The organism is Hydrogenophaga sp. A37, from assembly GCF_002001205.1.
Lineage (GTDB): Bacteria > Pseudomonadota > Gammaproteobacteria > Burkholderiales > Burkholderiaceae_C > Hydrogenophaga.
The window spans coordinates 18,912-44,783 of sequence record NZ_MUNZ01000055.1; the positions used below are offsets into that span (position 1 = coordinate 18,912).

Annotated in this window: 20 protein-coding genes and 1 tRNA gene; 12 read left to right on the forward strand and 9 right to left on the reverse strand. The window is 66.8% G+C overall.

Features of this window, described 5'->3' with window-relative positions; all coding sequences use genetic code 11:
• The first annotated feature begins 138 nt into the window (after positions 1 to 138).
• Together B0E41_RS02260 and B0E41_RS02265 are read left to right on the forward strand one after the other, a co-directional pair.
• Entirely contained in the window at positions 139 to 1,869 is a 1,731-nt protein-coding gene (locus B0E41_RS02260; protein ID WP_077328376.1) for an FAD-dependent oxidoreductase, read from the forward strand.
• Positions 1,870 to 1,887: 18 nt separating this feature from the next.
• A complete protein-coding gene (locus tag B0E41_RS02265) occupies positions 1,888 to 2,082 on the forward strand; it encodes a DUF2783 domain-containing protein (RefSeq protein WP_077328378.1) in 195 nt (64 codons plus the stop codon).
• Between the two features lie 15 nt (positions 2,083 to 2,097).
• On the opposite strand, the gene B0E41_RS02270 is transcribed toward B0E41_RS02265, so the two are convergent.
• Positions 2,098 to 3,225, reverse strand: a complete 1,128-nt coding sequence (locus tag B0E41_RS02270) for an SMP-30/gluconolactonase/LRE family protein (RefSeq protein WP_077328380.1) — start codon at positions 3,223 to 3,225, stop codon at positions 2,098 to 2,100.
• 134 nt (positions 3,226 to 3,359) lie between these two features.
• On the opposite strand from B0E41_RS02270, the gene B0E41_RS02275 reads away from it, so the two are divergent.
• On the forward strand, positions 3,360 to 6,266 hold the full coding sequence (locus B0E41_RS02275) for a valine--tRNA ligase (protein WP_077328382.1): 2,907 nt from the start codon (positions 3,360 to 3,362) through the stop codon (positions 6,264 to 6,266).
• A gap of 23 nt (positions 6,267 to 6,289) precedes the next feature.
• On the opposite strand, the gene B0E41_RS02280 is transcribed toward B0E41_RS02275, so the two are convergent.
• From B0E41_RS02280 to cysM, 4 genes are all read right to left on the reverse strand, one after another.
• Complete coding sequence (locus B0E41_RS02280; RefSeq protein ID WP_077328383.1) at positions 6,290 to 7,339, reverse strand: NAD(P)-dependent oxidoreductase; 1,050 nt, start codon at positions 7,337 to 7,339, stop codon at positions 6,290 to 6,292.
• A 52-nt stretch (positions 7,340 to 7,391) separates the two neighbouring features.
• Positions 7,392 to 7,619, reverse strand: coding sequence for a sulfurtransferase TusA family protein (locus tag B0E41_RS02285; RefSeq protein ID WP_077328385.1), 228 nt, complete (start codon positions 7,617 to 7,619; stop codon positions 7,392 to 7,394).
• Between the two features lie 98 nt (positions 7,620 to 7,717).
• Positions 7,718 to 8,245, reverse strand: a complete 528-nt coding sequence (locus tag B0E41_RS02290) for an NUDIX domain-containing protein (RefSeq protein ID WP_077328387.1) — start codon at positions 8,243 to 8,245, stop codon at positions 7,718 to 7,720.
• Positions 8,246 to 8,365: 120 nt separating this feature from the next.
• Positions 8,366 to 9,268 carry a cysteine synthase CysM gene (cysM, locus tag B0E41_RS02295; protein ID WP_077328389.1) on the reverse strand — a complete coding sequence of 301 codons (903 nt, stop codon included), beginning with the start codon at positions 9,266 to 9,268 and terminating at the stop codon, positions 8,366 to 8,368.
• 41 nt (positions 9,269 to 9,309) lie between these two features.
• Between cysM and B0E41_RS02300 the strand changes: the two genes are divergently transcribed.
• From B0E41_RS02300 to B0E41_RS02325, 6 genes are all read left to right on the forward strand, one after another.
• Positions 9,310 to 9,394: transfer RNA gene (locus B0E41_RS02300), tRNA-Leu, on the forward strand.
• Between the two features lie 385 nt (positions 9,395 to 9,779).
• A complete protein-coding gene (locus B0E41_RS02305; protein WP_077328391.1) occupies positions 9,780 to 12,239 on the forward strand; it encodes a class I SAM-dependent DNA methyltransferase in 2,460 nt (819 codons plus the stop codon).
• Positions 12,240 to 12,330: 91 nt separating this feature from the next.
• Positions 12,331 to 13,533, forward strand: a complete 1,203-nt coding sequence (locus B0E41_RS02310; RefSeq protein WP_171984642.1) for a restriction endonuclease subunit S — start codon at positions 12,331 to 12,333, stop codon at positions 13,531 to 13,533.
• Positions 13,530 to 14,984, forward strand: coding sequence for an ATP-binding protein (locus tag B0E41_RS02315; protein WP_077328395.1), 1,455 nt, complete (start codon positions 13,530 to 13,532; stop codon positions 14,982 to 14,984). The genes B0E41_RS02310 and B0E41_RS02315 overlap by 4 nt, the downstream gene beginning before the upstream one ends.
• 252 nt (positions 14,985 to 15,236) lie before the next feature.
• Positions 15,237 to 18,548, forward strand: a complete 3,312-nt coding sequence (locus B0E41_RS02320) for a type I restriction endonuclease subunit R (RefSeq protein WP_077328397.1) — start codon at positions 15,237 to 15,239, stop codon at positions 18,546 to 18,548.
• Between the two features lie 62 nt (positions 18,549 to 18,610).
• Positions 18,611 to 19,306 carry a SprT family zinc-dependent metalloprotease gene (locus B0E41_RS02325; protein WP_253194545.1) on the forward strand — a complete coding sequence of 232 codons (696 nt, stop codon included), beginning with the start codon at positions 18,611 to 18,613 and terminating at the stop codon, positions 19,304 to 19,306.
• A 162-nt stretch (positions 19,307 to 19,468) separates the two neighbouring features.
• On the opposite strand, the gene B0E41_RS02330 is transcribed toward B0E41_RS02325, so the two are convergent.
• Positions 19,469 to 20,458, reverse strand: coding sequence for an AraC family transcriptional regulator (locus B0E41_RS02330; RefSeq protein WP_077328401.1), 990 nt, complete (start codon positions 20,456 to 20,458; stop codon positions 19,469 to 19,471).
• The gene (locus B0E41_RS02335; protein WP_077328404.1) at positions 20,458 to 20,997 is read right to left on the reverse strand and encodes an OsmC family protein; all 540 of its coding nucleotides are present in this window, start codon (positions 20,995 to 20,997) and stop codon (positions 20,458 to 20,460) included. Before B0E41_RS02335 ends, B0E41_RS02330 begins: the two co-directional genes overlap by 1 nt.
• Positions 20,998 to 21,239: 242 nt before the next feature.
• Here B0E41_RS02335 and B0E41_RS02340 point away from each other — a divergent pair, with 242 nt between their 5' ends.
• A complete protein-coding gene (locus tag B0E41_RS02340) occupies positions 21,240 to 22,052 on the forward strand; it encodes a class I SAM-dependent methyltransferase (RefSeq protein ID WP_077328407.1) in 813 nt (270 codons plus the stop codon).
• A 3-nt stretch (positions 22,053 to 22,055) separates the two neighbouring features.
• Positions 22,056 to 22,904, forward strand: a complete 849-nt coding sequence (locus B0E41_RS02345) for a methyltransferase domain-containing protein (RefSeq protein WP_077328409.1) — start codon at positions 22,056 to 22,058, stop codon at positions 22,902 to 22,904.
• A 19-nt stretch (positions 22,905 to 22,923) separates the two neighbouring features.
• Here the strand turns inward: B0E41_RS02345 and B0E41_RS02350 are convergent, their stop codons facing one another.
• On the reverse strand, positions 22,924 to 23,670 hold the full coding sequence (locus B0E41_RS02350; protein ID WP_077328478.1) for a glycoside hydrolase family protein: 747 nt from the start codon (positions 23,668 to 23,670) through the stop codon (positions 22,924 to 22,926).
• A gap of 72 nt (positions 23,671 to 23,742) precedes the next feature.
• Here B0E41_RS02350 and B0E41_RS02355 point away from each other — a divergent pair, with 72 nt between their 5' ends.
• Entirely contained in the window at positions 23,743 to 24,714 is a 972-nt protein-coding gene (locus B0E41_RS02355; RefSeq protein ID WP_077328411.1) for a calcium/sodium antiporter, read from the forward strand.
• A 167-nt stretch (positions 24,715 to 24,881) separates the two neighbouring features.
• Here the strand turns inward: B0E41_RS02355 and B0E41_RS02360 are convergent, their stop codons facing one another.
• A complete protein-coding gene (locus tag B0E41_RS02360) occupies positions 24,882 to 25,802 on the reverse strand; it encodes an SDR family oxidoreductase (protein ID WP_077328413.1) in 921 nt (306 codons plus the stop codon).
• Between the last annotated feature and the right edge of the window lie 70 nt (positions 25,803 to 25,872).

Below are 25,872 nucleotides of genomic sequence, written 5' to 3' on the forward strand. Positions count from 1 at the left end.
CTGTGCAGCGAAGTAAAGGAGGAGGTCCGGCGCAGCCGGGCCGGGGGACATGAGCGGAACAGGGCACGCCGCGCCTCTGAGCCCGCGAGGAAGATGAGCGGAATCCGAGCCAACCAAAACAACAAGAGGACGACAAAGATGCAGCACAGCACTTACAAAGAAGCAGCCCACACCAACAGCTACGAGTTCACCCAGGGCAGCGGCTACGTGCTGCCCGAGTACCCGTTCATCGCCCCACCCGAACTCAACAGCGAGCCCATCACCAGACACCCGGTGGTCATCGTCGGCGGCGGCATCACCGGCCTCACCCTTGCCTGCTCACTCTCGCGCCTGGGCGTCAAGGCCGTGCTGCTCGACGAAGACAACACCGTCGGCGTCAAAGGCGCTTCTTCACGCGGCATCTGCTACACCCAGAAATCGCTCGAAATCTTCGAACGCCTCGGCATCTACGAGCGCATCGCCGCCAAAGGCATCCAGTGGAGCGTGGGCCGCACCTTCGCCGGCGACGACGAGGTCTACAGCTTCGACCTGCGTCAGCAAGGCAATTTCCACCTCTCCAGCCAGCCCGCCTTCACCAACATCCAGCAGTTCTACATTGAGGGTTACCTGGTCGACCGCATCCAGCAACTCGGCACCGTCGACCTGCGCTGGCAAAACCGCCTCACCGCCTTCGAGCAAAACGCCGAGTTCGCCACACTCACCGTCGACACCCCCGCCGGCAGCTACCGCATCGAAGCCGAACACGTGATCGACGCCACCGGCTCCAACAGCCCGCTGCGCAAGTGGCTGCAGATCCCCGCCGACTCCAAACGCGGCGACGACCGCTGGTGCATCGCCGACGTGCGCTTCACCAAACAACCGCCCGTCGAACGCCACACCTGGGTCGAAGCGCCGTTCAATGAGAACCGTGCCGTCTGGCAACACCTGATGGCCGACGACGTGTGGCGCATCGACTACCAGATGGCGCCCAACGCCGACCCCGAACACGTGAGCCGAGAAGACGTGGTGCGCGAGCGCCTCACGCGCCAGTTCGGCCCCGACGCCGGGGTCGAGATCGTCTGGGTCGGGCCCTACGCCTACCGCAGCGAGTGCGTGCACCGCATGCGCGAAGGCCGCGTGTTTTTCATGGGCGACTCGGCCAAGGTCGTCAGTCCCTTCGGCGCGCGCGGCGGCAACACCGGCGTGTCCGACGCCGACAACCTGGCATGGAAGCTCGCCGCCGTGCTGCAGGGCAAGGCGCACCCCAGCCTGCTGGAGAGCTTCAACGATGAGCGGCTCGAAGCGGCCCGCGAGAACGTGCGCGTCACGCAGCGCACGGCGCGTTTCCTGCGCCCGGCCGATGGCATCGAGCGCGTGTTTCGTCACGCCGTGATCGGCCTGGCCAAACAGTTCCCCTTCGCTCGCCCCCTGGTCAACACCGGCCGCATGGCCGTGGCCAACCCCTACAGCGGCTCTGGCGCCTGCACCTATGCCGACAAAGGCAGCGGCGGCAGCTCGGCAGGCCAGAGCGTGCAAAACGTGCGCTTCACCTGGGCCGACGGCGGCGAAGGCACTGTCAACCGCCTGCTCGACTGGGCGCACGGCGACCTGCTGCTGCTGGTGTTCGGCAACCAGCCTGCCGCGGCACTGCAGCGCGTGCGCCGCCTGTGCGCCGACGCACCCTTGCGCGCGGTGCAGGTGGTGCCGGCCGAGGGCCGCGCGCAATGTGTGGAGCACGTGCACGACCCCAAGGGTCACCTGCAGGGCGCCTGCCAGGGGCAAGGCCACGCCTGGGCGCTGGTGCGGCCCGACGGTTACCTGGCGGCCACGGGCGAAGCGGTGGACGGCCGGCTGGTCGCCGCCATCGAACGCTCGCTCGGCCTGCGCTGACTCTCGTTGGAGAACCCCATGAAGACCACACCCAACCTTCAAGACGCTGATGGCTTTTACGAGCAGTTGCTCGACGCCCACCAGGGCCTGAGCCGCGAATCGTCCGAGCTGCTCAATGCGCGTCTGATCCTGTTGCTGGCCAACCAGGTGGGCGACGCGCGCGTGCTGGGCGATTGCGTGGCAGCGGCGCGCGACACGGTGATGAGCGCCTGATACGGCCGTTGTGCGTCAGCGCAGCCCTTCGGGTCGCGGCATCCAGCCCAACCCCCGGGCGTGCAGGCTGTGCACGTACACCCGGTCGGCGGTTTCGGTGACGGCGGTGGTCTCGGGGTAGGCGCCGCTCGGATCCTGCCAGTCGGCCACCACACGACCCGCTTCGGTGAATGCCACCACGTGGCCATAGGGCTGGGGGATGGGCCACCAGGCGCGCGGCAGACGCAGGGTCATCTCGCGCAGCAGCGGCTGGTTGGCGAGGCGGTCGATCAGCGGCGAGCGGGGCTTGACCAGCCCGACCCAGATGCGGTCGCCCTGGCCGCGCATCAGGTTGTCCGGGTAACCGGGCAGGTTGTCGAGCAAGATGCGCGCGCCGCCCGTGGGGCCGGCCGACAGGTCCAGCCCGCGCGCCGTGGCGGGAATCGCCCAGACGCGGTACCGCCCGGTTTCGGCGACCAGCAGGGTCTGCTCGTCGGCCGAGAGCGCGATGCCGTTGGCGAACGACAGGCCGCGCGCCACCTCGACCGTGCTGCCAGCCGCCGGGTCGTGCACCAGCACCCGGCCCGTGGCCGACTGCTCCAGGATGTCGAGCACGCTGGCCTCGAAGGTGCCGCCCCAGGCCTTGGCGCCAAAGCGGGTGGAGGCGTCGGTGAAGAAATAGCGCTCGGGCGCGTCGGGGCGCCGGGTGGCCGCCACCGCGTCGGCGTAGGCGATGGGCTGATCGCCCACGCGGTCGGCCAGCACGCTCACGCGGCCATCGGCGCCGATGCGCAGCAGCCCGCGCATGGCGTCGGCCGCGATCAGGTCGCCCCGGCGGTCAAAGTCAAAGCCCAGCACCCGCCCGCCGGTTTCCGCGAACACCTCACGCCCCGCGCCATCGGGCGCCATGCGCAGCACACGGCCACTGGCCACGGTGGTGTAGAGCCGGCCATCGGGACCGATCTGCACATGCTCGGGCCCCGCTTCGTCGCCCAGGTCCAGGGTCTTCAGAGCAGCCAGGGCGGTGTTCGCCGTGTGCACGCCGGTGTAGCCCGGGGAGGCCGCAGCCTGCCAGCGCTGCGCCACGATCGGCACCGGCCACGTCAGCAGGTAGGCCGCCAGCAGCCCCAACCCACCCAATACCGTCATCCACCACCGCTTCATTGCACAGCTCCTGTTGAGCCGCGATTGTGCGGCGCCCGCTGCGGCGGCGCGGCGGGCGCCCCGTAAAATCAGGCGCTCACCCTCTGCCGGCCCACCCCGTGGCGGCCAGCGCGCCAACCTTCCCCGGAAACAGCATGTCCACCCCCAGCGATCAACCCGGTCTCAACAGCCTGTCCAAATCCTTCGAGCCCGCCGCATTGGAGGCCCATTGGGGGCCGGAGTGGGAACAACGCGGCTACGGCGTGGCCGGTTTCCGGGGCACCTCTGCCCCCAGCGCCGAGGCCGCCGCGCAGGGCAAGAACTTCGCCATTCAGCTGCCGCCGCCCAACGTGACGGGCACGCTGCACATGGGCCACGCGTTCAACCAGACCATCATGGACTCGCTGACGCGCTACCACCGCATGAGCGGTTTCAACACCGCCTGGGTGCCCGGCACCGACCACGCCGGCATCGCCACGCAGATCGTGGTGGAGCGCCAGCTGCAGGAACAGAAGCTCAGCCGCCACGACCTGGGCCGCAAGAACTTCGTCGCCAAGGTGTGGGAGTGGAAAGAGCAGAGCGGCAACACCATCACCACGCAGATGCGCCGCATGGGCGACAGCGTGGACTGGAGCCGCGAGTACTTCACCATGGACGACAAACTGTCCACGGTGGTGACCGACACCTTCGTGAAGCTCTACCAGCAGGGCCTGATCTACCGTGGCAAGCGACTGGTGAACTGGGACCCAGTGCTGCAATCCGCCGTGTCGGACCTGGAGGTGGAGAGTGAAGAGGAAGACGGCTCGCTCTGGCACATCCGCTACCCCATTGCAGGATCGGAAGAGTCGCTGGTGGTCGCCACCACGCGCCCCGAGACCATGCTCGGCGACACCGCCGTGATGGTGCACCCGGAAGACGAGCGCTACGCCCACCTGATCGGCCAGCAGGTCAAGCTGCCGATCACAGGCCGCCTCGTGCCCGTGATCGCCGACGACTACGTGGACAAGGCCTTCGGCACCGGCGTGGTGAAGGTCACGCCCGCGCACGACCCGAACGACTACCAGGTGGGTCAGCGCCACGGCCTGGCCATGCTGACCATCTTCAGCCTGGAGGCCAAGGTGTCTGCGGCGGAAGCGTCTGACATCCCGACCGCCTACGTGGGCCTGGACCGCTTCGTCGCCCGCAAGCAGATCGTCGCCCAGCTGGAGGCTGAGGGCCTGCTGGTCGAGGTGAAGAAGCACAAGCTGATGGTGCCGCGCTGCGCCCGCACCGGCCAGGTGATCGAGCCCATGCTGACGGACCAGTGGTTCGTGGCGATGACCAGCAAGGGCAATGAACACAACACCAGCGGCACGTCCATTGCAGACAAGGCCGTTGCCGCCGTGCAGTCGGGCGAGGTGACGTTCGTGCCCGAGAACTGGGTCAACACCTACAACCAGTGGATGAACAACATCCAGGACTGGTGCATCAGCCGCCAGCTCTGGTGGGGCCACCAGATTCCGGCCTGGTACGACGAGCAGGGCCAGGTCTACGTGGCGCGCAACCTCGAAGAAGCACAAGCCCAGGCCGGTGCGGACAAGGTGCTCACACGCGACGAGGACGTGCTCGACACCTGGTACTCCAGCGCATTGGTGCCGTTCAGCACCATGGGCTGGCCCGAACAAGGCAGCGCCGCCACCGACGACTACAACCTCTACCTGCCCAGCAGCGTGCTGGTGACAGGCTACGACATCATCTTCTTCTGGGTGGCCCGGATGATCATGATGACGACGCACTTCACCGGCCGCGTGCCGTTCAAGCACGTCTACATCCACGGACTGGTGCGCGACGCGCAGGGCCAGAAGATGAGCAAGTCCGAGGGCAACGTGCTCGACCCGGTCGACCTGATCGACGGTATCGCCCTGGCGCCCCTGCTGGACAAGCGCACGACAGGACTGCGCAAGCCCGAGACGGCGCCCAAGGTGCGCAAGCAGACCGAAAAGGAATTCCCCGAAGGCATCCCGGCCTACGGTGCCGACGCGCTGCGCTTCACCTTCGCCGCGCTGGCCTCGCTGGGCCGCAGCATCAATTTCGACAGCAAACGCTGCGAGGGCTACCGCAACTTCTGCAACAAGCTCTGGAACGCCACGCGCTTCACGCTGATGAACTGCGAAGGCCAGGACTGCGGTCTGCTGGAGCACACCAAGGCCGACTGCGAAGTCGGTGGCCCGGCACACGGCTACATGAGCTTCTCGCAGGCCGACCGCTGGATCGTCTCCAAGCTGCAGCGCGTCGAGGCCGAGGTGGCCCAAGGCTTTGCCGAGTACCGGCTGGACAACGTCGCCAACACCATCTACGACTTCGTCTGGAATGAGTTCTGCGACTGGTACCTGGAGATCGCCAAGGTGCAGATCAACACCGGCAACGAGGCGCAGCAACGCGCCACGCGCCGCACCCTGATCCGCACGCTGGAAACCATCCTGCGTCTGGCGCACCCCGTCATTCCGTTCATCACCGAAGAGCTGTGGCAGAAGGTCGCGCCCGTGGCCGGCCGCGCAGGCGAGTCGGTGAGTGTGGCGGTCTACCCGGTGTGCCAGCCCGAGCGCATCGACGCCGAAGCCGAAGCCCACGTGGCCAAGCTCAAGGGCCTGGTGGACGCCTGCCGCACGCTGCGAGGTGAAATGAACGTGTCGCCGGCCACGCGCCTGCCGCTCTATGTGCTGGGCGACACGGCCTTCATGCAGACCGCTGGCCCGGTGCTGCAGGCGCTGGCCAAACTCAACGAGGTGAAGGTGTTCGAAGACGAGGCCAGCTGGGCTGCGGCCGCGCAGGCTGCGCCGGTGGCGGTGGTGGGCGAAGCTCGCCTCTGCCTGTTCATGGAAATCGACGTGGAGGCCGAAAAGGCCCGTCTGAGCAAGGAAGCCACGCGCCTGGAAGGCGAGATCGCCAACGCTTCGGCCAAGCTGTCCAACGAGGCTTTCGTGGCCAAGGCCCCGGCGGCCGTGCTGGAACAGTTCAAGAAGCGCGTGGCCGACTTCACGGCCACCCTGACCAAGGTGCGCGAGCAACTCGCCCGCCTGTGATCATCTCCCCCGGGGTGGGTGGCTCAGCGAGAGGCCGCGGGCGGGGCCATCTCGTTCCACTGTGATGGCGTCTCGATCATTGGCCACTCGGGGTCCGGTGTGCTGTCCAGGCTGTCCAGCATCGAAAAATCGCTCACGGGAACGTCGCTCCGTGCCACCGGTGGCGACAGCGATTCGTGAATGCGGTGCGCCACGTACCAGCTGGCGCGCAACTTGGCTTCCCGCGTGTGTGAGCCCAGCCGGGGCGTGAGGTGCAGATTGGGGATGTCGTACAGCGGCGTACCCGGCGCGGCCAGACCCGGATGGGCGCCGTCGAGCAGGCAGGCGTCAATTCGGCCATCGGTCAAAGCCAGCGCCAGCGCCTCGGGATCGAACAGCGAGCTGCGGCTGACACCCACCCAGAGTTGTCCCGGCTTGCAATGGTTGAGCAAGCGTTCGTTGATCCAGCCCCGGAAACGCGAGGCGTAGACCACCTGCAATGAGATGGCGTCGGAACGGGCCAGCAAATCATTGACTGGAGCGGGCTCGACGCCCAGTTTCTCCCAGATAGGCGCCGCGTGGTGCACCGCCGGGTCGTAACCCAGAAGACGCACACCGAGGCCCTTGAGCATGGGCGCCAACGTGTGCGCCACAGGGGCCAGGCCGAGCAGGCCCACGGTGCTGCCCGCCAGCTCGCGCCCCATGCGCACCTGTGCCAGCTTGCGGCCCAGCAAGGCACTCACCATGCCCCGCCGGTACAACATCAGAAGGCCGTAGAGCAGGTATTCGGCGTTGGAGCGCACCGTGGCGCTGCGCGCCTGCACCACGCGCACCTGCCGCCTGGCGCAGGACTCCAGATCGGTGTTGTCGCTGGAAATCTGCATGCGAGCGACCACCTTGAGCAGCGGCGCAAAGTCCAGAAATTCGCTGGACACCACCACGTGAGGCGGCAACACGAGGGCGCGGGTCTTGTAGACCTGATTGCGCAGGGCCATGGGATCGTCACCCAGCTCGGGGCGAAAAGTCACGTCGTGTCGTTCCTGGAGCCAGCGGAGCGCCTCAGGAACCAGCGGGTCGAGCAGAAGGACTTCCATGGGGCAAGGATCGGTGGTGATAGCGGCTTCCGCAACCCCCGGAACCGATGTCTTAGCGGCGTTTGAGCACCGTGATGAAGTCGCTGCCCTCGGTGGCCTGCTCCACCAACTCGTTGCCGGTCTGCTTGGCAAAGGCCTGGAAGTCACGAACCGATCCGGCGTCAGTGGCGATCACCTTCAACGTCTGGCCACTGGTCATGTCTGACAACGCTTTCTTGGCCTTCAGAATGGGCAACGGGCAGTTCAGGCCGCGGGCATCGAGTTCTTTGGTGGCGTTCATGAAGGGGTTCCTGTGAATGACAAATTTTAAACGGGCCAGCCGGGGAACCACCGAAAAGTATCAATTTGTACACACTTCCGTCACGCTTCGGTGCGGTGTCAGCTCTGCGGCAGTTCCATGAACTGCGGCTCAATGCCCAACGAGCGCAGCCAATCGGCCATGGCGAGCCCCGTGCCCGCGGGCCAGCACTTGACCTGCTCGGGCGGCAGCAGCTTGTATTCGACCAGTTCGGGCGAGAGCCGGATCTCGCCCTCGGCCTGTGCGTGGTAGGTGATGAGCACCTGGTTCATGCGCTGAAAGTCGTGCACGCCCACCAGGCGCAGGGCCGTGACGGTCAGCCCCGTCTCTTCGGCGATCTCGCGCCGAATGCCCTCCTCCGGCGTCTCACCCGCCTCCATGAAACCGGTGATGAGGGCAAACATGCGGTTCTGCCAGGCCGCATTGCGCGCGAGCAGCACCTTGTCACCCACCTGCACGATGGCGGCCAGCACGGGCGTGGGGTTGTTCCAGTGCGTGAAATCGCAGGCGGTGCAACGCAACCGCTCCTTGTAGCCACCGTCTTCCTCGCTGCCTACCAGGGCCAGTGGTGTGGCGCAGCGGGGGCAAAAGCGGTATGCGGTCTCCATCACAGCGGCCCTCGGTCGCCACCGAACACGCCAACCGAGGACACCGCCGGGCCGGCTTTGCCGGACGGCTGGTGTCGCCCTGAGGGGAGGCGCCGCAGGCGCTTCGGGGCGAGCGTCATATCAAGCCGGGAACACGCCGGTGGACAGGTACCGGTCGCCGCGGTCACAGACCACGAAAACGATGGTTGCGTTCTCGACTTGGGCCGCGATCTGCTGCGCCACCCAGCACGCACCGGCGGCCGAGATGCCGGCGAAGATGCCCTCTTCGCGCGCCAGCCGGCGGCACATCTCTTCCGCATCGCTCTGGCTCACGAGCACCAACTCGTCCACGCCAGACGGGTCGTAGATCTTGGGCAGGTAGGCCTGCGGCCACTTGCGGATGCCGGGGATGCGCGAGCCCTCGCTGGGCTGCGCGCCGATGATGCGGATCGCCGGGTTTTTTTCTTTCAAGAAACGCGAGACGCCGGTGATGGTGCCGGTGGTGCCCATGGCGCTCACAAAGTGCGTGATGCGCCCGCCGGTCTGCTCCCAGAGCTCGGGGCCGGTGGTCTCGTAGTGGATGCGCGGGTTGTCGGCGTTGGCGAACTGGTCGAGCACCCGGCCCTTGCCCTCTTTCTCCATCTTGTCGGCCAGGTCGCGCGCGTACTCCATGCCACCACTTTTGGGTGTGAGGATCAGTTCGGCGCCGAAGGCCTTCATGGTCTGGGCACGTTCGATCGACAGGTCCTCCGGCATGATCAACACCATGCGGTAGCCCTTGATGGCAGCGGCCATCGCCAGGGCAATGCCGGTGTTGCCCGAAGTGGCTTCAATCAGCGTGTCACCGGGCTGGATCTCACCGCGCTTCTGGGCGCGCTGAATCATCGAGAGCGCCGGGCGGTCTTTCACCGAGCCGGCCGGGTTGTTGCCTTCGAGTTTGCCCAGCACCACGTTGCCACGGGCCTGGTGGTCGGCGGCGCCGATGCGCTGCAGCGCCACCAGCGGCGTGTGGCCGATGGCATCTTCAATCGTCGGATATTTCATGTGCGCCACTGTGCCATAATTTCGCGCTCCACACATTCAACGCCCGGGTGGTGAAATTGGTAGACGCAGGGGACTCAAAATCCCCCGCCGCAAGGCGTGCCGGTTCGATTCCGGCCCCGGGCACCACGTGACAAAGTCAGACCGCATCACGAGGTCTCAAAAGCCCGCACGCTCCCCAGCGTCGCGGGTTTTTTCTTTTCTTGTCTCACGCCCTATTCGCCGGTAGTGGTGGCCGGGGCACTGCGTTTGCCATCACTGCTTCGGTCTCGCCTGTTGCAGTCAACGGGAAACCCAGACCGTTCTGGACCGAGGGGCGGCGCGTACTCCCGTTAGGTTCTGACTGGTCACCGCGTTGCCAAGAGCGCTGTCGTTCAGAAGGTCAGAACAAGCCTCTCCGACCACATCGGAGGTTGCTGATTTCGAGCCAGCTTCCTCGTGTAACCTCCCATCAATGCTTCTCAGAACAGCACGCGAAGTCACCGCACCCTGACTTGCACAAGATTCAAAAACAATGCCCCTCACCCTCCCCCAGCTGGAACGCCACCTCTTCAAAGCCGCCGACATCCTGCGCGGCAAGATGGATGCCTCGGAGTTCAAGGAATACATCTTCGGCATGCTGTTCCTCAAGCGCTGCTCGGACGTGTTCGACCAGCGCCGCGAAGCCGTCATGGCCCAAGAGCGGGCTGCGGGCAACGACGACATCGAGGTCATCAAAAGCGCCGAGCTCAAGCGCTGGTACGGCCAGTCGTTCTACGTGCCACCCAGCTCGCGCTGGCAGTACCTGGTCAACGAAGCCCACAACGACGTGGGCGGCTTCCTCAACCGCGCCCTGGGTGGCCTGGAGAGCAACAACTCCAGCCTGGCCGAGGTGCTGGAGCACATCGACTTTTCGCGCAAGGTTGGCCAGAGCAAGATCCCCGACATCAAGCTGCGCCAGCTCATCAGCCACTTCAGCAGCTACCGCCTGCGCAACGAAGACTTTGAATTTCCCGACCTGTTGGGAGCCGCCTACGAATACCTGATCGGCGAGTTCGCCGATTCGGCCGGCAAGAAGGGCGGCGAGTTCTACACGCCGCGCTCTGTCGTGCGCATGCTGGTGCGGCTGATCAAGCCCGAGCAACACCACAGCATTTACGACCCTTGTGTAGGTTCGGGCGGCATGTTGATCCTGGCCAAGGAATACATCGACGAGCACGGCGGCGACGGCACCCGGGCCGACCTGTGCGGCCAGGAGGCCAACGGCACCGTCTGGTCCATCGCCAAGATGAACATGCTGCTGCACGGTATCAGCAGCGCCGACCTGCGCAACGAAGACACCCTGGCCGAGCCGCAGCATGTGGAGAGTGGCGAGCTGATGCGCTTTGACCGCGTGCTCTCAAATCCACCTTTCTCCATCAACTGGGGCACCACCGACACCGACCGCAACGGCCAGAACGTCTGGGCGCCCCGGTTCAGCGCCGAGCGCTTCAAGTACGGCCAGGTGCCGCTGGGCGCCAAGAAGGCCGACCTGATGTTCCTGCAGCACATGGTGGCCGTGCTGCGCGACGGCGGCTTGCTGGCCACGGTGATGCCGCACGGCGTGTTGTTCCGCGGTGGCGAAGAGCGCAGCATCCGCGCCGCCATGATCAAAGCCGACTTGCTGGAGGCCGTGATCGGCCTGCCCGCCGGCCTGTTCTACGGCACCGGCATCCCCGCCTGTGTGCTGGTGATGCGCCAGCGCCAAGGCAACCACAGTGGCAAGCCGGCGGAGCGCCAAGGCAAAGTGCTGTTCATCAACGCCGACCGCGAATACGCCGAGGGCCGCGCACAAAACCACCTGCTGCCCGAGCACATCGAAAAGATCGTCAACACCTACGAGAACTTTGCCGAGGTGCCTGGCTTCAGCGCCATCGTCAGCAACGCCACGCTGGCCGAAAACGACCACAACCTCAACATCCGCCGCTACGCCGACAACGCGCCGCCGCCCGAGCCGCACGACGTGCGCGCCCACCTGCTGGGCGGCGTGCCCAAGGCCGAGGTGCAGGCCAAGGCCGCGCTGTTTGCGGCGCATGGCCTGGACCCGCTCGCGCTGTTCGTGGAGCGCGATGCCCACTACGTCGACTTCCGCCCCGAGCTGGCCACCCGCCAGACCGTCAAACCCGCTGTGGAAACGAACGCCGGCCTGATGGCGCGCGAGCAGGCCGTGCGCGATGCTTTTGACGCCTGGTGGCAGGCGCACAGCCCGCGCATCACCGCCCTGGCCGGTGCGCCCAGCTTCGTGGGGCTGCGCAGCGAGCTGTTGCACAGCTTCAGCGCCGCACTGGAGCCGGCCGGCGTGCTCGGGCGCTTTCAGGTGCGCGGCATCGTAGCCGGCTTCTGGGACGACGCCAAGTACGAATTCATGACCCTGATGGCGCGCGGCGCCAAGGGTGTGGTCGATGCCTGGCGCACCAGCATCCTGACCGCGATGGACGACGAGCAAAGCAAGCACAACCCGCTGGACCACAAGCTGGTCAAGTTCCTGTTGGCCGAGTTCGTCGAGGCCCTGGCCAACCTGGAAGCGCGCAAGGCCGAGCGGGACAGCCAGATCAAGGCGGCCACGCCGGACAAGGGCACGGGCGAAGATGGCGAAGAAGCCGAGCCCAGTGGCGACGAGCCAGCGGTGGACGAGGCGCAGCTCAAGGAATGGAAGCGGCAGCTCGGTGCGCTGAAGAAAGAAATCAAGGCCAAGGAGCAGACTTTTGCACAGCGGTTGAACGCGGCGGTGGATGCGCTGGACGAGGCCGGCGCCGCTGCGCTGCTGCTGGCGATCTTGCGCAACGACATGCAGGTGATCCTGGAGCGCTACATCAGCGCGCAGCGGCAGCAGGTGGTCGCGGCATTCGAGAACTGGTGGGACAAGTACCGGGTGACGTTGACGGATATTGAAGCGAAACGCGATGGCGCGGCCGCGATCCTCAAGGACTTCCTACGTGGCCTGCGGTATGTCTGACGTAGGCCAACCGAAGCCCTTTCCGACGCTCGCATTGGCGCAGATTGCCTCGCGAATCACTGATGGGTCACATTTCAGTCCCACACCTCAGATGCAAGGGCAACTCATTGCAAACGTGAAGGACATGAAGTCGGGCCGGATCGACTTCGATAGTTGCACCCGAATCTCGACGCTAGCGTTTCGTGAGCTCAAGGCCACAGGCTGCGTCATCAAGAAGGGCAATGTCTTGCTGTCCAAGGACGGAACGGTCGGTCGCGTTGTCGTGTACGAGAGCGAGCAAGAGATCGGCGCACTTTCGTCCATTTGTCTCATCACGCCGCAAGTCGAACAGCATCCTCGCTTTTTGGGGCATGCGCTGCAAAGTCATGACTGCGTTCGGCAATACGAGAACGCGATGTCGGGCAGCGCGCTTCGTCGGCTAGTCCTGCGAGACATACGCCAGATCCGCGTGCCGACGCCGGCAGTTGACGAGCAAGCGACAGTCGCCGAGATCCTCGACACCCTCGACACCACCATCCGCCAGACCGAGGCGATCATCGAGAAGCTCAAGCAGGTCAAGCAGGGGCTGCTGCACGACCTGCTGACCCGCGGCATCGACGCGAACGGCGAACTGCGCCCGCCGCAGAGCCGAGCGCCCCATCTCTACAAGCACTCGCCGCTCGGGTGGATTCCGAATGAGTGGACCACTTCTAGCATTGACGTGGTTTGTTCGGACGTTGTCGATTGCCCGCACTCCACTCCCAGCTTTCAGGACGACGGGGTTTTGGTTGCCAGAACGATGCACATCAAGGCCGGCGTGTTTCTGGAGCGCCTTGCCTCCCGAGTTTCAGAAGCTGAGTACCGAGACCGAGTTGTGCGGTTGCGCCCTGAGCCGGGCGACGTAGTCTTCACGCGCGAGGCCCCCGTCGGCGAGGCTTTCGTGATTCCTGCTGGAATGCGGATCTGCTTGGGGCAGCGCGTCATGCTGCTGCGCCCACGATCCGAAGTGGCCCTAGGGCCGTTCTTGCTCGCTCAGATCTACTCCGGCGCCGTTGCGGACCGAATTGCGGCTTTGACTGCTGGCACGACGAACCCGCATCTCAATGTTGCTGAAGTGCGTCTGTTCATCTTGCCGCTACCGCCTGTGTCTGAGCAGACGCTGATTCAGCAGCAGTTGGGTGGCTTGGACCATCGCATCGCCGTCGAAAGTGCGGAGCGCGACAAGCTACTCACTTTAAAGTCCGGCCTCATGGACGACCTCCTCACCGGCCGCGTCCGCGTCACGCCCTTGCTGCAATCGGAAGCCGCACTATGAACCCCGTGCAACTCGACCGCCTGTTGACCAACCTGCGCCGTCTGCAGGGTGAGCGGGAGTGGGTAGAGTTCAAACGGAACAACGAGTCGCCCGACATGATCGGGCAGACCGTGTCTGCCCTGTCCAACGGCGCACGAATGCGCAACGAGCCCTTTGCCTACATGGTGTGGGGCGTGGAAGACGGCACCCATGCTGTGGTGGGCACCGCGTTCAAGCCGGCCGAGGCACGCAAGGGTGGCGAAGAACTGGAGCACTGGCTGGTGCGCATGCTCACGCCGCGGCTGGACCTGCGGTTTCACTCGCTGGAGAGTGCTGGCCAGCCCGTGGTGGTGCTGGAGATCCCGGCGGCGTTGCACACCCCGGTGCAGTTCTCGGGCACCGAGTACCTGCGCATAGGCAGCCTGAACAAGCCGCTGAAGGACTACCCGGAGAAGGAGCGCGAACTCTGGCAGGTGCTCAACGCCAGTCGGTTTGAGCAGGGCGTGGCCAAGGCCAGCGTGGATGCCGACGAGGTGCTGCGCCTGTTGGACTACCCGCGCTACTTTGAACTCACGGCGCAGCCGCTGCCCGCGAACAAAGAAGCCATTCTGGCCAAGCTGGTGGCGGACAACCTGGTGACCGATGGTTTGCAGGGGCTGTGCATCACCAACCTGGGCGCCATCTTGTTTGCCCGGAACTTGAGTGATTTCGGCGCGCTGGGGCGCAAGGGGCTTCGGGTCATCAAATACACCGGCAAGAACCGGGTGGCCGGTGGGCGCGAAGCCCCAGGCAATAAGGGCTATGCGGTGGGTTTTGAGGGGGCCATTGGCTACATCAACAACCTGCTGCCCGTGAGCGAAGAAATTGGGCAGGCGCTGCGGCGCGAGGTGCGCGCCTACCCCGAGCTGGCGATTCGCGAGCTGGTGGCCAACGCACTGATTCACCAGGATTTCACGGTGCCAGGCGCGGGGCCGACGGTGGAGCTGTTTGACGACCGCATCGAGATCACCAACCCCGGCAAACCCCTGGTGGACACGCTGCGCATGATGGACGAGCCGCCACGCTCTCGCAACGAGTCGCTGGCCCGGCTGATGCGCCGTATGAACATCTGCGAGGAGCGCGGCAGCGGCATTGACAAGGTGGTGCACCACGTGGAGCTGTACCAGTTGCCGGCGCCCAGCTTTGTGTTGAAAGACCAGTCCATGGTGGTGACGCTGTACAGCCGCCTGGCCTTGAAGGACATGAGCAAGGACGACCGGGTTCGGGCCTGCTACCAACACGCGTGCTTGAAGTACGTGTCCAACGAGGTGCTGACCAATGCCAGCCTGCGCCAGCGGTTTCAGATCTCGGAAGGCAACTCGGCGCAGGCTTCGCGCATCATTGCCGAGACGGTGGAGGCAGAGCTGATCAAGCCCACCGACCCGGACAACAAGTCGCGCAAGCTGATGCAGTACCACCCGTTTTGGGCTTAGCAAATGGGGCTGAGCGCTGTTTGACGGGAAATGGTTCCCAGGCGGTTCCGGCGGCAGTTTTTTCGCGTAAGTGGTTGATTACAAATGGGTATTTCTATTTGATGGCTATTTGATCGGTGCACCTGGATTTGGCTGGTTCACGCCGGCCCTGGCTGCAGCAGGTGCCGGATATGGGCTCTTATGGATTTCTATGGACTTTTATGGGCTTTCTATGAGCTGCTATGGGCTCCCGACACATAAAGCGAGGTAGGCATGGGCTGGGAACTGGACGAGGTCGAACGACCCTTTGTCGAACAACTGCAGGCCATGGGCTGGCGGTATGTGGCCGGCCACCTGAACAACCCAGCCACCACGGGCCGGGCCAGCTTCACCGAAGTCATCCAGGAAGCCACGCTGCGCCGGCAGATCCACGCGCTGAATCTGCGTGATGTGAATGGTCAAGACCAGCCCTGGCTGGACGAAGAGCGCCTGACCCAGGCCATTGGCGCACTGACCCGCATCCCGGCCCACCGGCTGATGGAAGCCAACCGCGCAGCGACCGATCTGCTGCTGGGAGGCCTCACGGTGGAGGGCTTGCCCGGCTGGGACGGCGGGCGCCACCAGACCATCCACTACATCGACTGGGCGCACCCCGAGCGCAACGAGTTCACGGTGGTCAACCAGTACCGGGTGGACTGCCCGCCGGGCTACACGCGCGGCAAGGCCTTCATCGTGCCCGACCTGGTGCTGCTGGTGAACGGCATTCCGCTGGTGGTGGTGGAGTGCAAAAGCCCCAGCGTGCCCGAGCCCCTGGCCGAGGCGGTGGACCAACTGCGCCGCTACAGCAACCAGCGGCGCGCCAGCGGTGAGGTGGACGACAACGAAGGCAACGAGCCGCTGTTCCACACCAACCAGTTGCTGATCGCGACCAGCTATGACGAAGCCCGAGTGGGCAGCGTGGGCGCGGCCTTCCAGCACTACGCCGCGTGGAAAACGGTGGCCGGCGCTGACGGTCAGGGCACCGAGGCCGACGTGGCAACCGCGCTGGGCAAAGCCCAACTCTCGGAGCAAGAGCGCCTGGTGGCCGGCCTGCTGCGCCCGGCGCACCTGTTGGACGTGGTGCAGCACTTCACGCTGTTCATGGCGGCCGATGGCCAGACCTTCAAGTCGGTCTGCCGCTACCAGCAGTACCGGGCGGTGAACCGTGCCATCCACCGCTTGCGCACCGGCCAGACGCGGCTGCAAGACGGCGAATTCGACCGGCGCGGTGGCATCGTCTGGCACACCCAGGGCTCCGGCAAGAGCCTGACCATGGTGTTCCTGATGCGCAAACTGCGCTCAGACCCGCAGCTGCGCCGCTTCAAGGTGGTGGTGGTAACCGACCGCAACGACCTGGAAGCGCAGCTCTCGGCCACCGCCACGCTGACCGGCCAGAACGTGCTGCGCGCCACCTCGGCCGAAGACCTGAAGCGGCACCTGCGCCGCCAGGGGCCGGACATCGTGTTCGGCATGATCCAGAAGCAACGTGGCGGCGATGCCGCTGGCGAGCCGGGCCTGAAAGCGGAAGACCTGCCCCGGCTGGTGGCCCGCGAGGTGGCGCCCAAAGCCTACGAGCCCGAGGTGCTGAACGAGGACGAGCACATCCTGGTGATGGTGGACGAGGCCCACCGCGGCCAGGCGGGCGACCTGCACGCCGCGTTGCAGGTGGGCCTGCCCAACTGCGCCCGCATCGGTTTCACCGGCACGCCGATCTTGATGGGCGACAAGAAGCGCACCCACGAAATCTTCGGCGAATTCATCGACCGCTACACGATCCGCGAGGCCGAGGCAGACGGCGCCATCGTGCCCATCCTCTACGAGGGCCGCACGGCACACGGCGCGGTAAAGGACGGTGCCAATCTGGACGAGCTGTTTGAAGACCTGTTCCGTGAGCACACGCCCGAAGAGCTGGAAGCCATCAAGCAGAAGTACGCCACCCGGGGCCACATCTTCGAAGCGCCGGACCTGATTGCCGACAAGGCGCGCGACATGCTGCGCCACTACGTGACACACATCTTGCCCAACGGCTTCAAGGCCCAGGTGGTGGCCTACAGCCGGCTGGCGGTGGTGCGCTACCTGGATGCGTTCATGGTCGCCCGCACCGAGCTGCTGGCCGAGGCCCACGCGCTGAGCCCGCAAGACAAGGCGCTGGACGACGAGGCCCTGTGCCAGCGGCCGGCGGGCGTGCAGGCCCAGGTGCAAGCCTGGCGCTACCGAGAGCTGCTGGCCAGGATCGAATTCGCCCCGGTGATCTCGGGCGGCAACAACGACGACCCGGCCTGGAAGCCATGGACCGACAGCGGTGCTCAGAAGGAGCGCATCGACCGCTTCAAGAAGCCGCTGCTGCACGCCAACCCGGCCAAGACCGACCCGCTGGCCTTCCTGGTGGTGAAGTCCATGCTGCTGACCGGTTTTGACGCCCCCATTGAGGGCGTGATGTACCTGGACAGGCCAATTCGCGAGGCGGAGCTGTTGCAGACCATCGCCCGGGTGAACCGCACCGGTTACGGCAAGAAGTTCGGCATCGTGGTGGACTACTTTGGCCTGGCCCACCACCTCAAAGAGGCACTGAACGTCTATGCCGATGAAGACATTGACGGTGCTTTGCAAAGCCTGAAAGACGAGGTGCCCGTGCTGCGCGACCGGCACCTGCGGGTGGTGGACCTGTTCCGCAGCCGCGGCATTGAAAACCTGTCCGACCACGAAGCCTGCGTGGAAGCCCTGGCCGACGAGCGTCTGCGAGCCGAATTCGCCGTGAAGCTCAAGGCCTTCCTGGACACGCTGGACGTGGTGCTGCCGCGGCCCGAGGGCCTGCCGTTTTCGCCCGACGCCAAGCTGCTGGCCTTCATCTACGCCCGCGCCCGCAACCGCTACCGAGACACGCCCGTGCTGGGCAAGGACGTGGGCGCCAAGGTGCGCAAGCTGATTGACGACCACGTGGTGTCGATGGGCGTGGACCCGAAGATTCCGCCGGTGTCGCTGACCGACGCCGACTTCGGCAACAAGGTGGCCCGCGAACCAAACGACCGCGCCAAGGCTTCGGAGATGGAGCACGCGATCCGCGCTCACATTCGCGAGCACATGGACCAGGACCCAGTGGCCTACCGCAAGCTCAGTGATCGACTGCGCGATCTGCTGACCCAGATGGGCGAGCAGTGGAACGAGCTGGCGGCATCACTGCAAGTGCTGGTGGACGAGATCCGCAGCGGCCATGTGGGCGACGACGACCGCCTGCCGGACCTGCCCAAGCACTATGGGCCGTTCTTGCGCCTGGTGGTGGACACGGCTGCTGGTGCGCGCGAGCTGAGCGAGCCTGAGCAGAAGAAGCTGACCGACCTGACAGCGGAGGTGGTGGACACCATCGTGGCCGAGCTGGTGCCGAATTTCTGGCGCCCGAACCGGCAACCGGCTCAGGACGCACTGGGCACAAGGATCTTCTCGATCTTGATGGCTTCCCGCCTGATGCCCACACCGCAGATTGAGGCCTTGGTGGACAAGCTGATGGAGCTGGCGCGGGCCAACCACGACCGGTTGCTGAAGGTATGAGCAGCCGCCCGGCCGTTCTGAAGGCGCTCAGCCCCGCAGTGCGCAGCACGGAGGGTAGGCCCGTGAACACGTTGACGGTCAACGACTTGCGGTTCGAGGTGCGGCGCAGCGCCCAGCGGCGCGTGCTGGAGATCACCGTGGACCGAGGTGGCGAACTGATCATGTCGGCACCGCCCGAAGTGCCCGACGCCCAGCTGCTCGAGTTCGCCCAACGCAAACGCATGTGGGTCTACAAGCAACTGGCGAAGAAGGAAGCATCGACCCACGAGGTGCGGCGCAAGCAGTTCACCGAAGGCGAGGGGTTCGCCTACCTGGGTCGCAACTACCGGCTGCGCCTGGTGCACGAGTCTGATGCGGCGGTGAAGCTGGTGAGCGGCCGGTTCGTCATGCCGAAGCTGCTGGCGCGTGATGGCCGGGAACATCTGATCCGGTGGTATTGCGAACGCGCCAAGCCGTGGCTCGCCGGCAAGGTGGAAGAGTACGCCGCCCGCATGGAGGTGAGCCCTGCCGGCGTGCGCGTGCAAGACCTGGGCTACCGCTGGGGCTCATGCGGCAAGGGTGACCTGCTGTACTTCCACTGGAAGACGATTTTGCTGCCCGCGCGCATCGCCGAATACGTGGTGGTGCACGAAATGGCCCACCTGCATGAGCCGCACCACACGCCAGAATTTTGGCGCAGGGTGGAGCGGGCGATGCCGGACTACGAGCGGAGAAAGGACTGGCTGGCGGAGCGCGGGATGCAAGTCGAGGGACTGTGAACGCGCTCAATCTGCAAGCCACCGGTCAGCATGCCAAGGTGAAGGTGAAGTGGACCAAGTTTTCAGTGTTGCCGAAGAAATCTCTCACTTGGCGCTTGCCCCTCGGGCACCACACTCAAGGCCGCACAGTTTTCGCTGTGCGGCCTTTTTGTTTTCACGGGGTCAGTGAGGCAGCGCCTCGCGTTGGCCACGCTGACCGTGCTGACGGCGCCAGGTGGCGGGCGGCTGTCCGAATTCGCGCCGGAAGGCACGGCTGAACGCGGTGTCGGTCTGGTAGCCGACCTCTTCGGCAATGCGGGCCAGGGGCGCGTTGCTGCGGCACAGCAGGTGGCTGGCCAGCAGCATGCGCCACTGCGCCAGGTAGTGCATGGGTGAGCTGCCCACCAGTTGCTGGAACCGCTCGGCCAGCACCGAGCGCGAGGTGTTGGCCGAACGCGCAAGGGCTTCCAGGGTCCAGGCCTGCGCGGGGGCGGTGTGGATGGCCTTGAGCGCGGCACCGACGATGCGGTCGTTCACACCGGCCAGCCAGCCGGTGTGGTTGTCCGGGGTCGCTCGTTCGTTCATATAGATGCGCAGCACCTCGATGAACAGCACCTCGGCCAGTTTGGCCAGCACGCCGGCGCCGCCCGGTCGTGGCGAGCGCGCCTCGGCCAAGGCATAGCGCAGTGAGGCTTCGAGCCAGGTGCCGGCGTTGGAACCGCGCACGTTGACGCGCAACAGCGGGGGCAAGCCGCTCAGCAACATGCGCGCGAGGCGGGCGTCGCAGGCCAGGTAGCCACAGACCAGCCGGCAACCCGCCCCGCCGCCGCCATAGGCCAGCAGGCGCGGGCGCCGCGACAGCACCTCATCGAGCCGCGCGCCCGACGCGGGCGCCAGGCCGGGCTCGGAGGTCATGCGGTGCGCATGGCCCTGCGGAAACACCACAGCGTCGCCCGCGATCAGATGCACCGGCGGCTGGCCGTCGAGTTCGACCCAGCAATCGCCCTCGGTCATCAGGTGGAAGATCACCACCCGCTCGGCGTCGGGCTCCAGCAAGGGCGCGGCGGCGTCGGCATGGGGCGACTGGTAGCACCAGGGGGCGGTGAAGCGCCCGTGGATGAAGATCGCGCCGACCAAGCGCACCACCCGCAAGGTTTCCGACAAGGCGTCCATCAGTGGGCGAGCACGTCGATCTGCAGTTCGATGGGCAAGGCGGTTTCGATGACGTCGCCCACCGGGGAGTGGTGGCAGCTCGCCTCGACCAGCGCACGCAGCCGGTCGGCCGCCACGCCACGGGCGGACAGCCGCACCCGCAAGCGCATGTCCAGCGGGCCGGCGGGCACCGGGCGCCCGTCGGTCTCGCTCATGCCGAGCAGGCCGCGGGCGTCGCTGCGGCTGCCCGCCTCGACCTCCAGCAGGTCGAGCACGATGCCTTCGGTGGCCGCCGACATGGCGATGCGCGTGGCGGTGCACGACGCCAGGCCCGCGCGCACCAGCCAGCCCGGGCTCACCTGGTCACCGCTGCCGCCGAGCTCCAGCGGCATGTCGGTGCTGATCTCGTGACCATCGGCGTGTTGTGTGACCACCCGCATGCCGCCGGTCCAGCGCGACAGCGCGGGCGCGTCCTCGTCCAGGGCCGCCTCGGGGCGGCGCTGGAAAACCGATTGCACCCGTTGCAGGGCGGCGGCGATGGAAGTAACGGTGGCGCTCATGGGGACGCTCCGGTGGATATGGACTCGTCGCATTGTGAAAGTTGTGGGCCGCGTTGACCAGTGGCGTGCGCCGCCCCGGGGCGCTGGCGGACGATGGGACAAGGCGGCGGGACGCTGGGACAGGCTTGACCCAGGCAAAGCCGCCTGGCCGGACGATGGAGCAGCTGAGGCCGACGCCGGGGCAGGACATGGCGCAGCAAAAGACCCACAGTGCATCCACCCCCATCCACCGGAGACACCCCATGAACGCACCCGTTGATTTCACCGCCCTCAAGACCCGGCAACAAGGCGCCTGGGCCAGCGGCGACTACGCCGTGATCGGCACCACGCTGCAGATCGTCGGCGAGCAACTGGCCGAGGCCTGCGACCTGCGCTGCGACGAGCGGGTGCTCGACGTGGCCGCCGGCAACGGCAACGCCACCCTGGCCGCGGCGCGCCGGGGTTGCCTCGTCACCTCCACCGACTATGTGAGCAGCCTGCTGGAACGCGGTGCCGAGCGGGCCCGCGCCGAGCGGCTCAATGTGCAGTTCCAGGTCGCCGATGTCGAGGCCCTGCCCTTCGCCGACGGCAGCTTTGACGCGGTGCTGTCGACCTTCGGCGTCATGTTCGCGCCCGACCAGCGACGGGCGGCCGCCGAGATGGCCCGCGTCTGCCGTCCGGGCGGTCGCATCGGTCTGGCCAACTGGACGCCCGACAGCCTGGTGGGCCGCATGTTCAAGGTGCTGGGCCGCCACCTGCCACCGCCCGCCGGCGTGTCGCCGCCGTCCTTGTGGGGGGTGGAGTCCCACGTGGCAGACCTGTTCGGGGATCGCGCGGCAGGCATCCAGGTGACGCCGCGCCATTTCAACTTCCGCTACCGCTCCGCCGCCCATTTTGTCGAGGTGTTTCGCGACTGGTACGGGCCGGTACACAAGGCCTTCGCCGCGCTGCCGGCCGAGCAGGCACAGACCCTGGAGCGGGAGCTGATCGAGCTGCTGGAGAGCCTGAACCGGGCGGGCGCCGCCTCGCTGGTCGTGCCCAGCGAGTACCTTGAAATCGTGATCACCGTGCGCTGAACCATGGAACCGAGGCTGCAACGCCGTGTCCAGCGCTACGGCTGGGACCTCGCGGCCCCGGGCTACGAAGGGCTGTGGGGCGCGCAGCTGGCCGGTGTGCAGGCGGCGCTGCTGGCCGGCGCGGCCCTGCGGCCGGGTGAACGGGTGCTGGACCTGGCCTGCGGCACGGGCCTGGTGACCCTCGCGGCGGCGCGGGCGGTGGCGCCGTCGGGCCATGCGCTGGGCACCGACCTGTCGGGCGAGATGGTCGCGCTGGCCGCGCAGCAGGCCCAACGACAGGGCGTGGACAACGCCAGCTTCACCCGCATGGATGCGGAGCAGCTGGCGGTGGCCGACGGCAGCGTGGACGTGGTGCTGTGTTCGCTGGGGCTCATGTACGTGCCCGACCCCGAGCGCGTGCTGAGCGAGGCCCGGCGCGTGCTGCGCCCGGGCGGCCGCCTGGTGGTGTCGGTGTGGGGCGAGCGCGCCCGCTGCGGCTGGGCCGGCGTGTTTGGCATCGTCGACGCCGAGGTGTCCAGCGAGGTCTGCCCGCTGTTTTTCCGCTTCGGGCAGGCGGGGGCGTTGGCGCTGCTGTGCGCCGAGGCCGGGTTGGCGCCCGTCGACGAGCGCCGCCTTCGCAGCACGCTGACGTATGAAGATGGCGGGCAGGCCTGCGACGCGGCACTGGTCGGTGGCCCGGTGGCACTGGCCTGGTCGCGTTTTGATGAGGCCACGAGGGAACGGGTGCGGGGCCGCTACCTGGCGTCGATCGCGCCGTGGCGCGTGGGCGCGGGTTACGCGGTGCCGGCCGAGTTTGTGGTGCTGGTGGCGCGGGCACCGGCTGCGCCCGAAGAGCCTGGGGTGGGCCCGTGAAGGGCTGAAAGCGGGGCCCTCAGCTCCGGTCGGTTTTCACCGTGCGGGCTTTGGGCGGTTCCTTGACTGGGCGGCGCTCGACCGAGTCTGCGCGCGCCAGTTCGTCCTTCACGAGGCTCTGGTACACCTTGGGCAGCTCGCGGCTCATGCTGTTGTTCTCGATGCCGTAGCCCAGGCTGGTCCAGGTGCCCGAGAGGCGCCGCAACACGGGCTGGATGCGCCCCTGGCGCAACTGGGCCGGCAGGTTGCCCCAGCGAGACTCGGACAGCCAGGCGTGGATCACCTCGTCCTGGTACACCGGGGCAAAGCTCAGCCCCACGGCGTCCAGGGCGTCGTCGGTGCGTTGGGGGTGGTACTTGGCGGCCAGCTCCAGCCAGGTGCTGTAGAGCAGTTGGTAGCGCCCGGCGGCGGTGGAGCAGTTGCCCCGGTTCGGCCCCTGGCCAATCGACTCACAGCGGTTGGGGTGCCGGTCCAGCGTGCCCACGTAGTCGCCGCCGTACATCACGTGGTAGGGCCGGAGCACGTTGGATTCGCTGGCCGAAATGGTGCGCATCAGCGCACGCAGGTACGGGTCGCCGCCTTCCATCACCAGCGGCTGTGTGCCCGGCAACAACAGCCAGGGGCGCCACAACCACAGCATCAAGAGCATCACCAGCACCGCCGCCAGCGTGAGCCCGACGCGGGCGCGCCAGGGAGAATCCCAGAAGCTGGGCAGCGGGACCGGAAGAACCGGCGTGTCGGCGTGCGGAGGCAAGGTGGCAGGCATGCGAAGCATCAGGCGGCCAGCGCGGCGCTGACACAATGGAACCATTGTCCAACAACCCGTGAGCCCCGCGCCATGCTGCTGTCCATCCCTGCCCTGCTGGCCGGCCTGATCCTGCTGGTGTGGGGCGCCGAACGGCTGGTGGAAGGTGCCGCAGCGCTGGCCCAGCGCGCTGGGTGGTCGCCGTTGTTGGTGGGGCTGGTGGTGGTGGGCTTCGGCTCGTCAGCGTCCGAACTGGCGGTGGCGGTGACAGCGGCACTGCAGGACCACCCGGCGCTGGCGCTGGGCAGCGCCTGGGGATCGAACATCGTGAGCATGTCGCTGGTGCTGGGTGTAACGGTGCTGGTGGCGCCCATCAAGGCGCGCTCGCCGGTGCTGCACCGCGAGTTGCCGCTGCTCTTGGCGGCCATTGTGCTGACCGCGCTGTTGGTGGCCGACGGTGTGCTCTCCCGGCTGGACGCCGCCCTGCTGTTGGCGGGTTTCGTGGGGCTGCTGATCTGGTCGTGGCGGCAGTCGCGCCGCAGCGAACCTGACGAACTGGCGCGCGAGACCGCGCAAGAAATGCCCATGCTCCCGCTGCCACGGGGGCAGGCGGTGCGCCGGGTCCTGCTGGCCTTGCTGGTGCTGGCGGGCGGATCGGCCCTGCTGGTGTGGGGCGCGGTGGACGTGGCACACGGGCTGGGCGTGAGCGACCTGACACTGGGCTTCACCGTGGTGGCGCTGGGCACCACCCTGCCCTCGCTGGCCACCTGCATCGCTGCGGCACGCAAGGGCGAAGACGACATCGCGCTGGGCCATGTGCTGGGCGCCGGCCTGTTCAACACGCTGGCCGTGGCCGGACTGGCGGGCTTGATCGAGCCGCTGGACGTGGAGACCACGGTGCTGGTGCGCGATCTGGCGGTGATGGCCGCGCTGGCGCTGGGTCTCTACTGGGTGGGGCGCGATCCGAAGCAACCGACCCAGCTCGGCACCCAGGCGGGCCGGGTGCTGGTGGCGGTGTACCTGCTGCACACCGCCGCGCTGATCATCACTTCGGGACCGGGCTGAAGTGAAACACCCCCCGCGCCGTTTTGCGTCACCCCCCTCTCTCGCCTTCGGCGGGAGGGGGACGGCACTGGCCGTCCGGCAAAGCCGGCCCGGCGGTGCCCTTGGGTTGCACCGTTTCATGCATCGGTGTGACGCTCCGGAGCCATGAAAAACCGTTTAGAGCGCCTTCAGCCCCGCAGCCCTTCGTTCACCGTCGGGTAGCGCAGGCTCAGGCGCAGTTCGGCCTTCATGCGCTGGTTGTGCAGCCGGCGCGACTCGCTCATGAAGCTCAGTAGCACCAAGGGCAGCTGGTCGCCCGCCGCGTCGCGGGCGATGCGTGGCGGGCGCGGCAGGCCATACAGATCGGCCGCGAGATCGAAGTAGTCGCCCATCAGGAGCTGGCTGTCGTCCACCACGTTGACGTTGCGCTGCGGCCGGCCACGCCAGAGCGCGAGCGCACAGGCGCGCCCCAGGTCGTCGGCGTGGATGTGGTTGGTGTAGACATCGTCTTGTGCGAGCAGCACCGGCGTGCCGCGCTGCAGACGCTCGCGCGGCGTGCCGCCGGCGCGGTCGGGCGCGTAGATGCCGGGAATGCGCAGCACCGAGGTGCGCACGCCCAGCGCGCGACCGAGCCAGTGCACCGAGGCCTCGGCATCCACGCGCCGCCAGGCCCGGGGCGTCTGGGGCTGTGTGGGCGTGGCTTCATTCACCCAGCGGCCCTGGCTGTCGCCGTACACGCCAGTCGTGGAGCCATAGACCAGCGACACCGGCACCGAGCGCCGGGCCAGGGCGTGCACCAGGTTGCGCGTGCGGGGATCGAACCGCCAGTCGGCCTGGTTTTCAGAGGGCGGCGGCGCGAGGTGCAGCACCCGCGTGGCCAGGCCAGCCAGCCGCTGCAGGCTGCGCGGATCGTCGAGGTTGCCTTGCAGCGGCGTGATGCCCTGGGCACGCAGATCGGCGTTGCGCTCGGGCGACGACGTGAGGGCCAGCAGGCGGGCCCGCCGTCCCGAACCCAGCGCACGTGCCGCGCGTTGGCCCACGTCGCCGCAGCCGATGATGAGCACCCGCTCGCGGCGGAAGCGTGCGGGGAGAGCGCCAGAAGGGTTCATGCCAGGCCAGATTTGCGAGAATGACGGGTTGTTTGGCCGGCGACTCCGCCGCCATGCACTGCCCACAGAC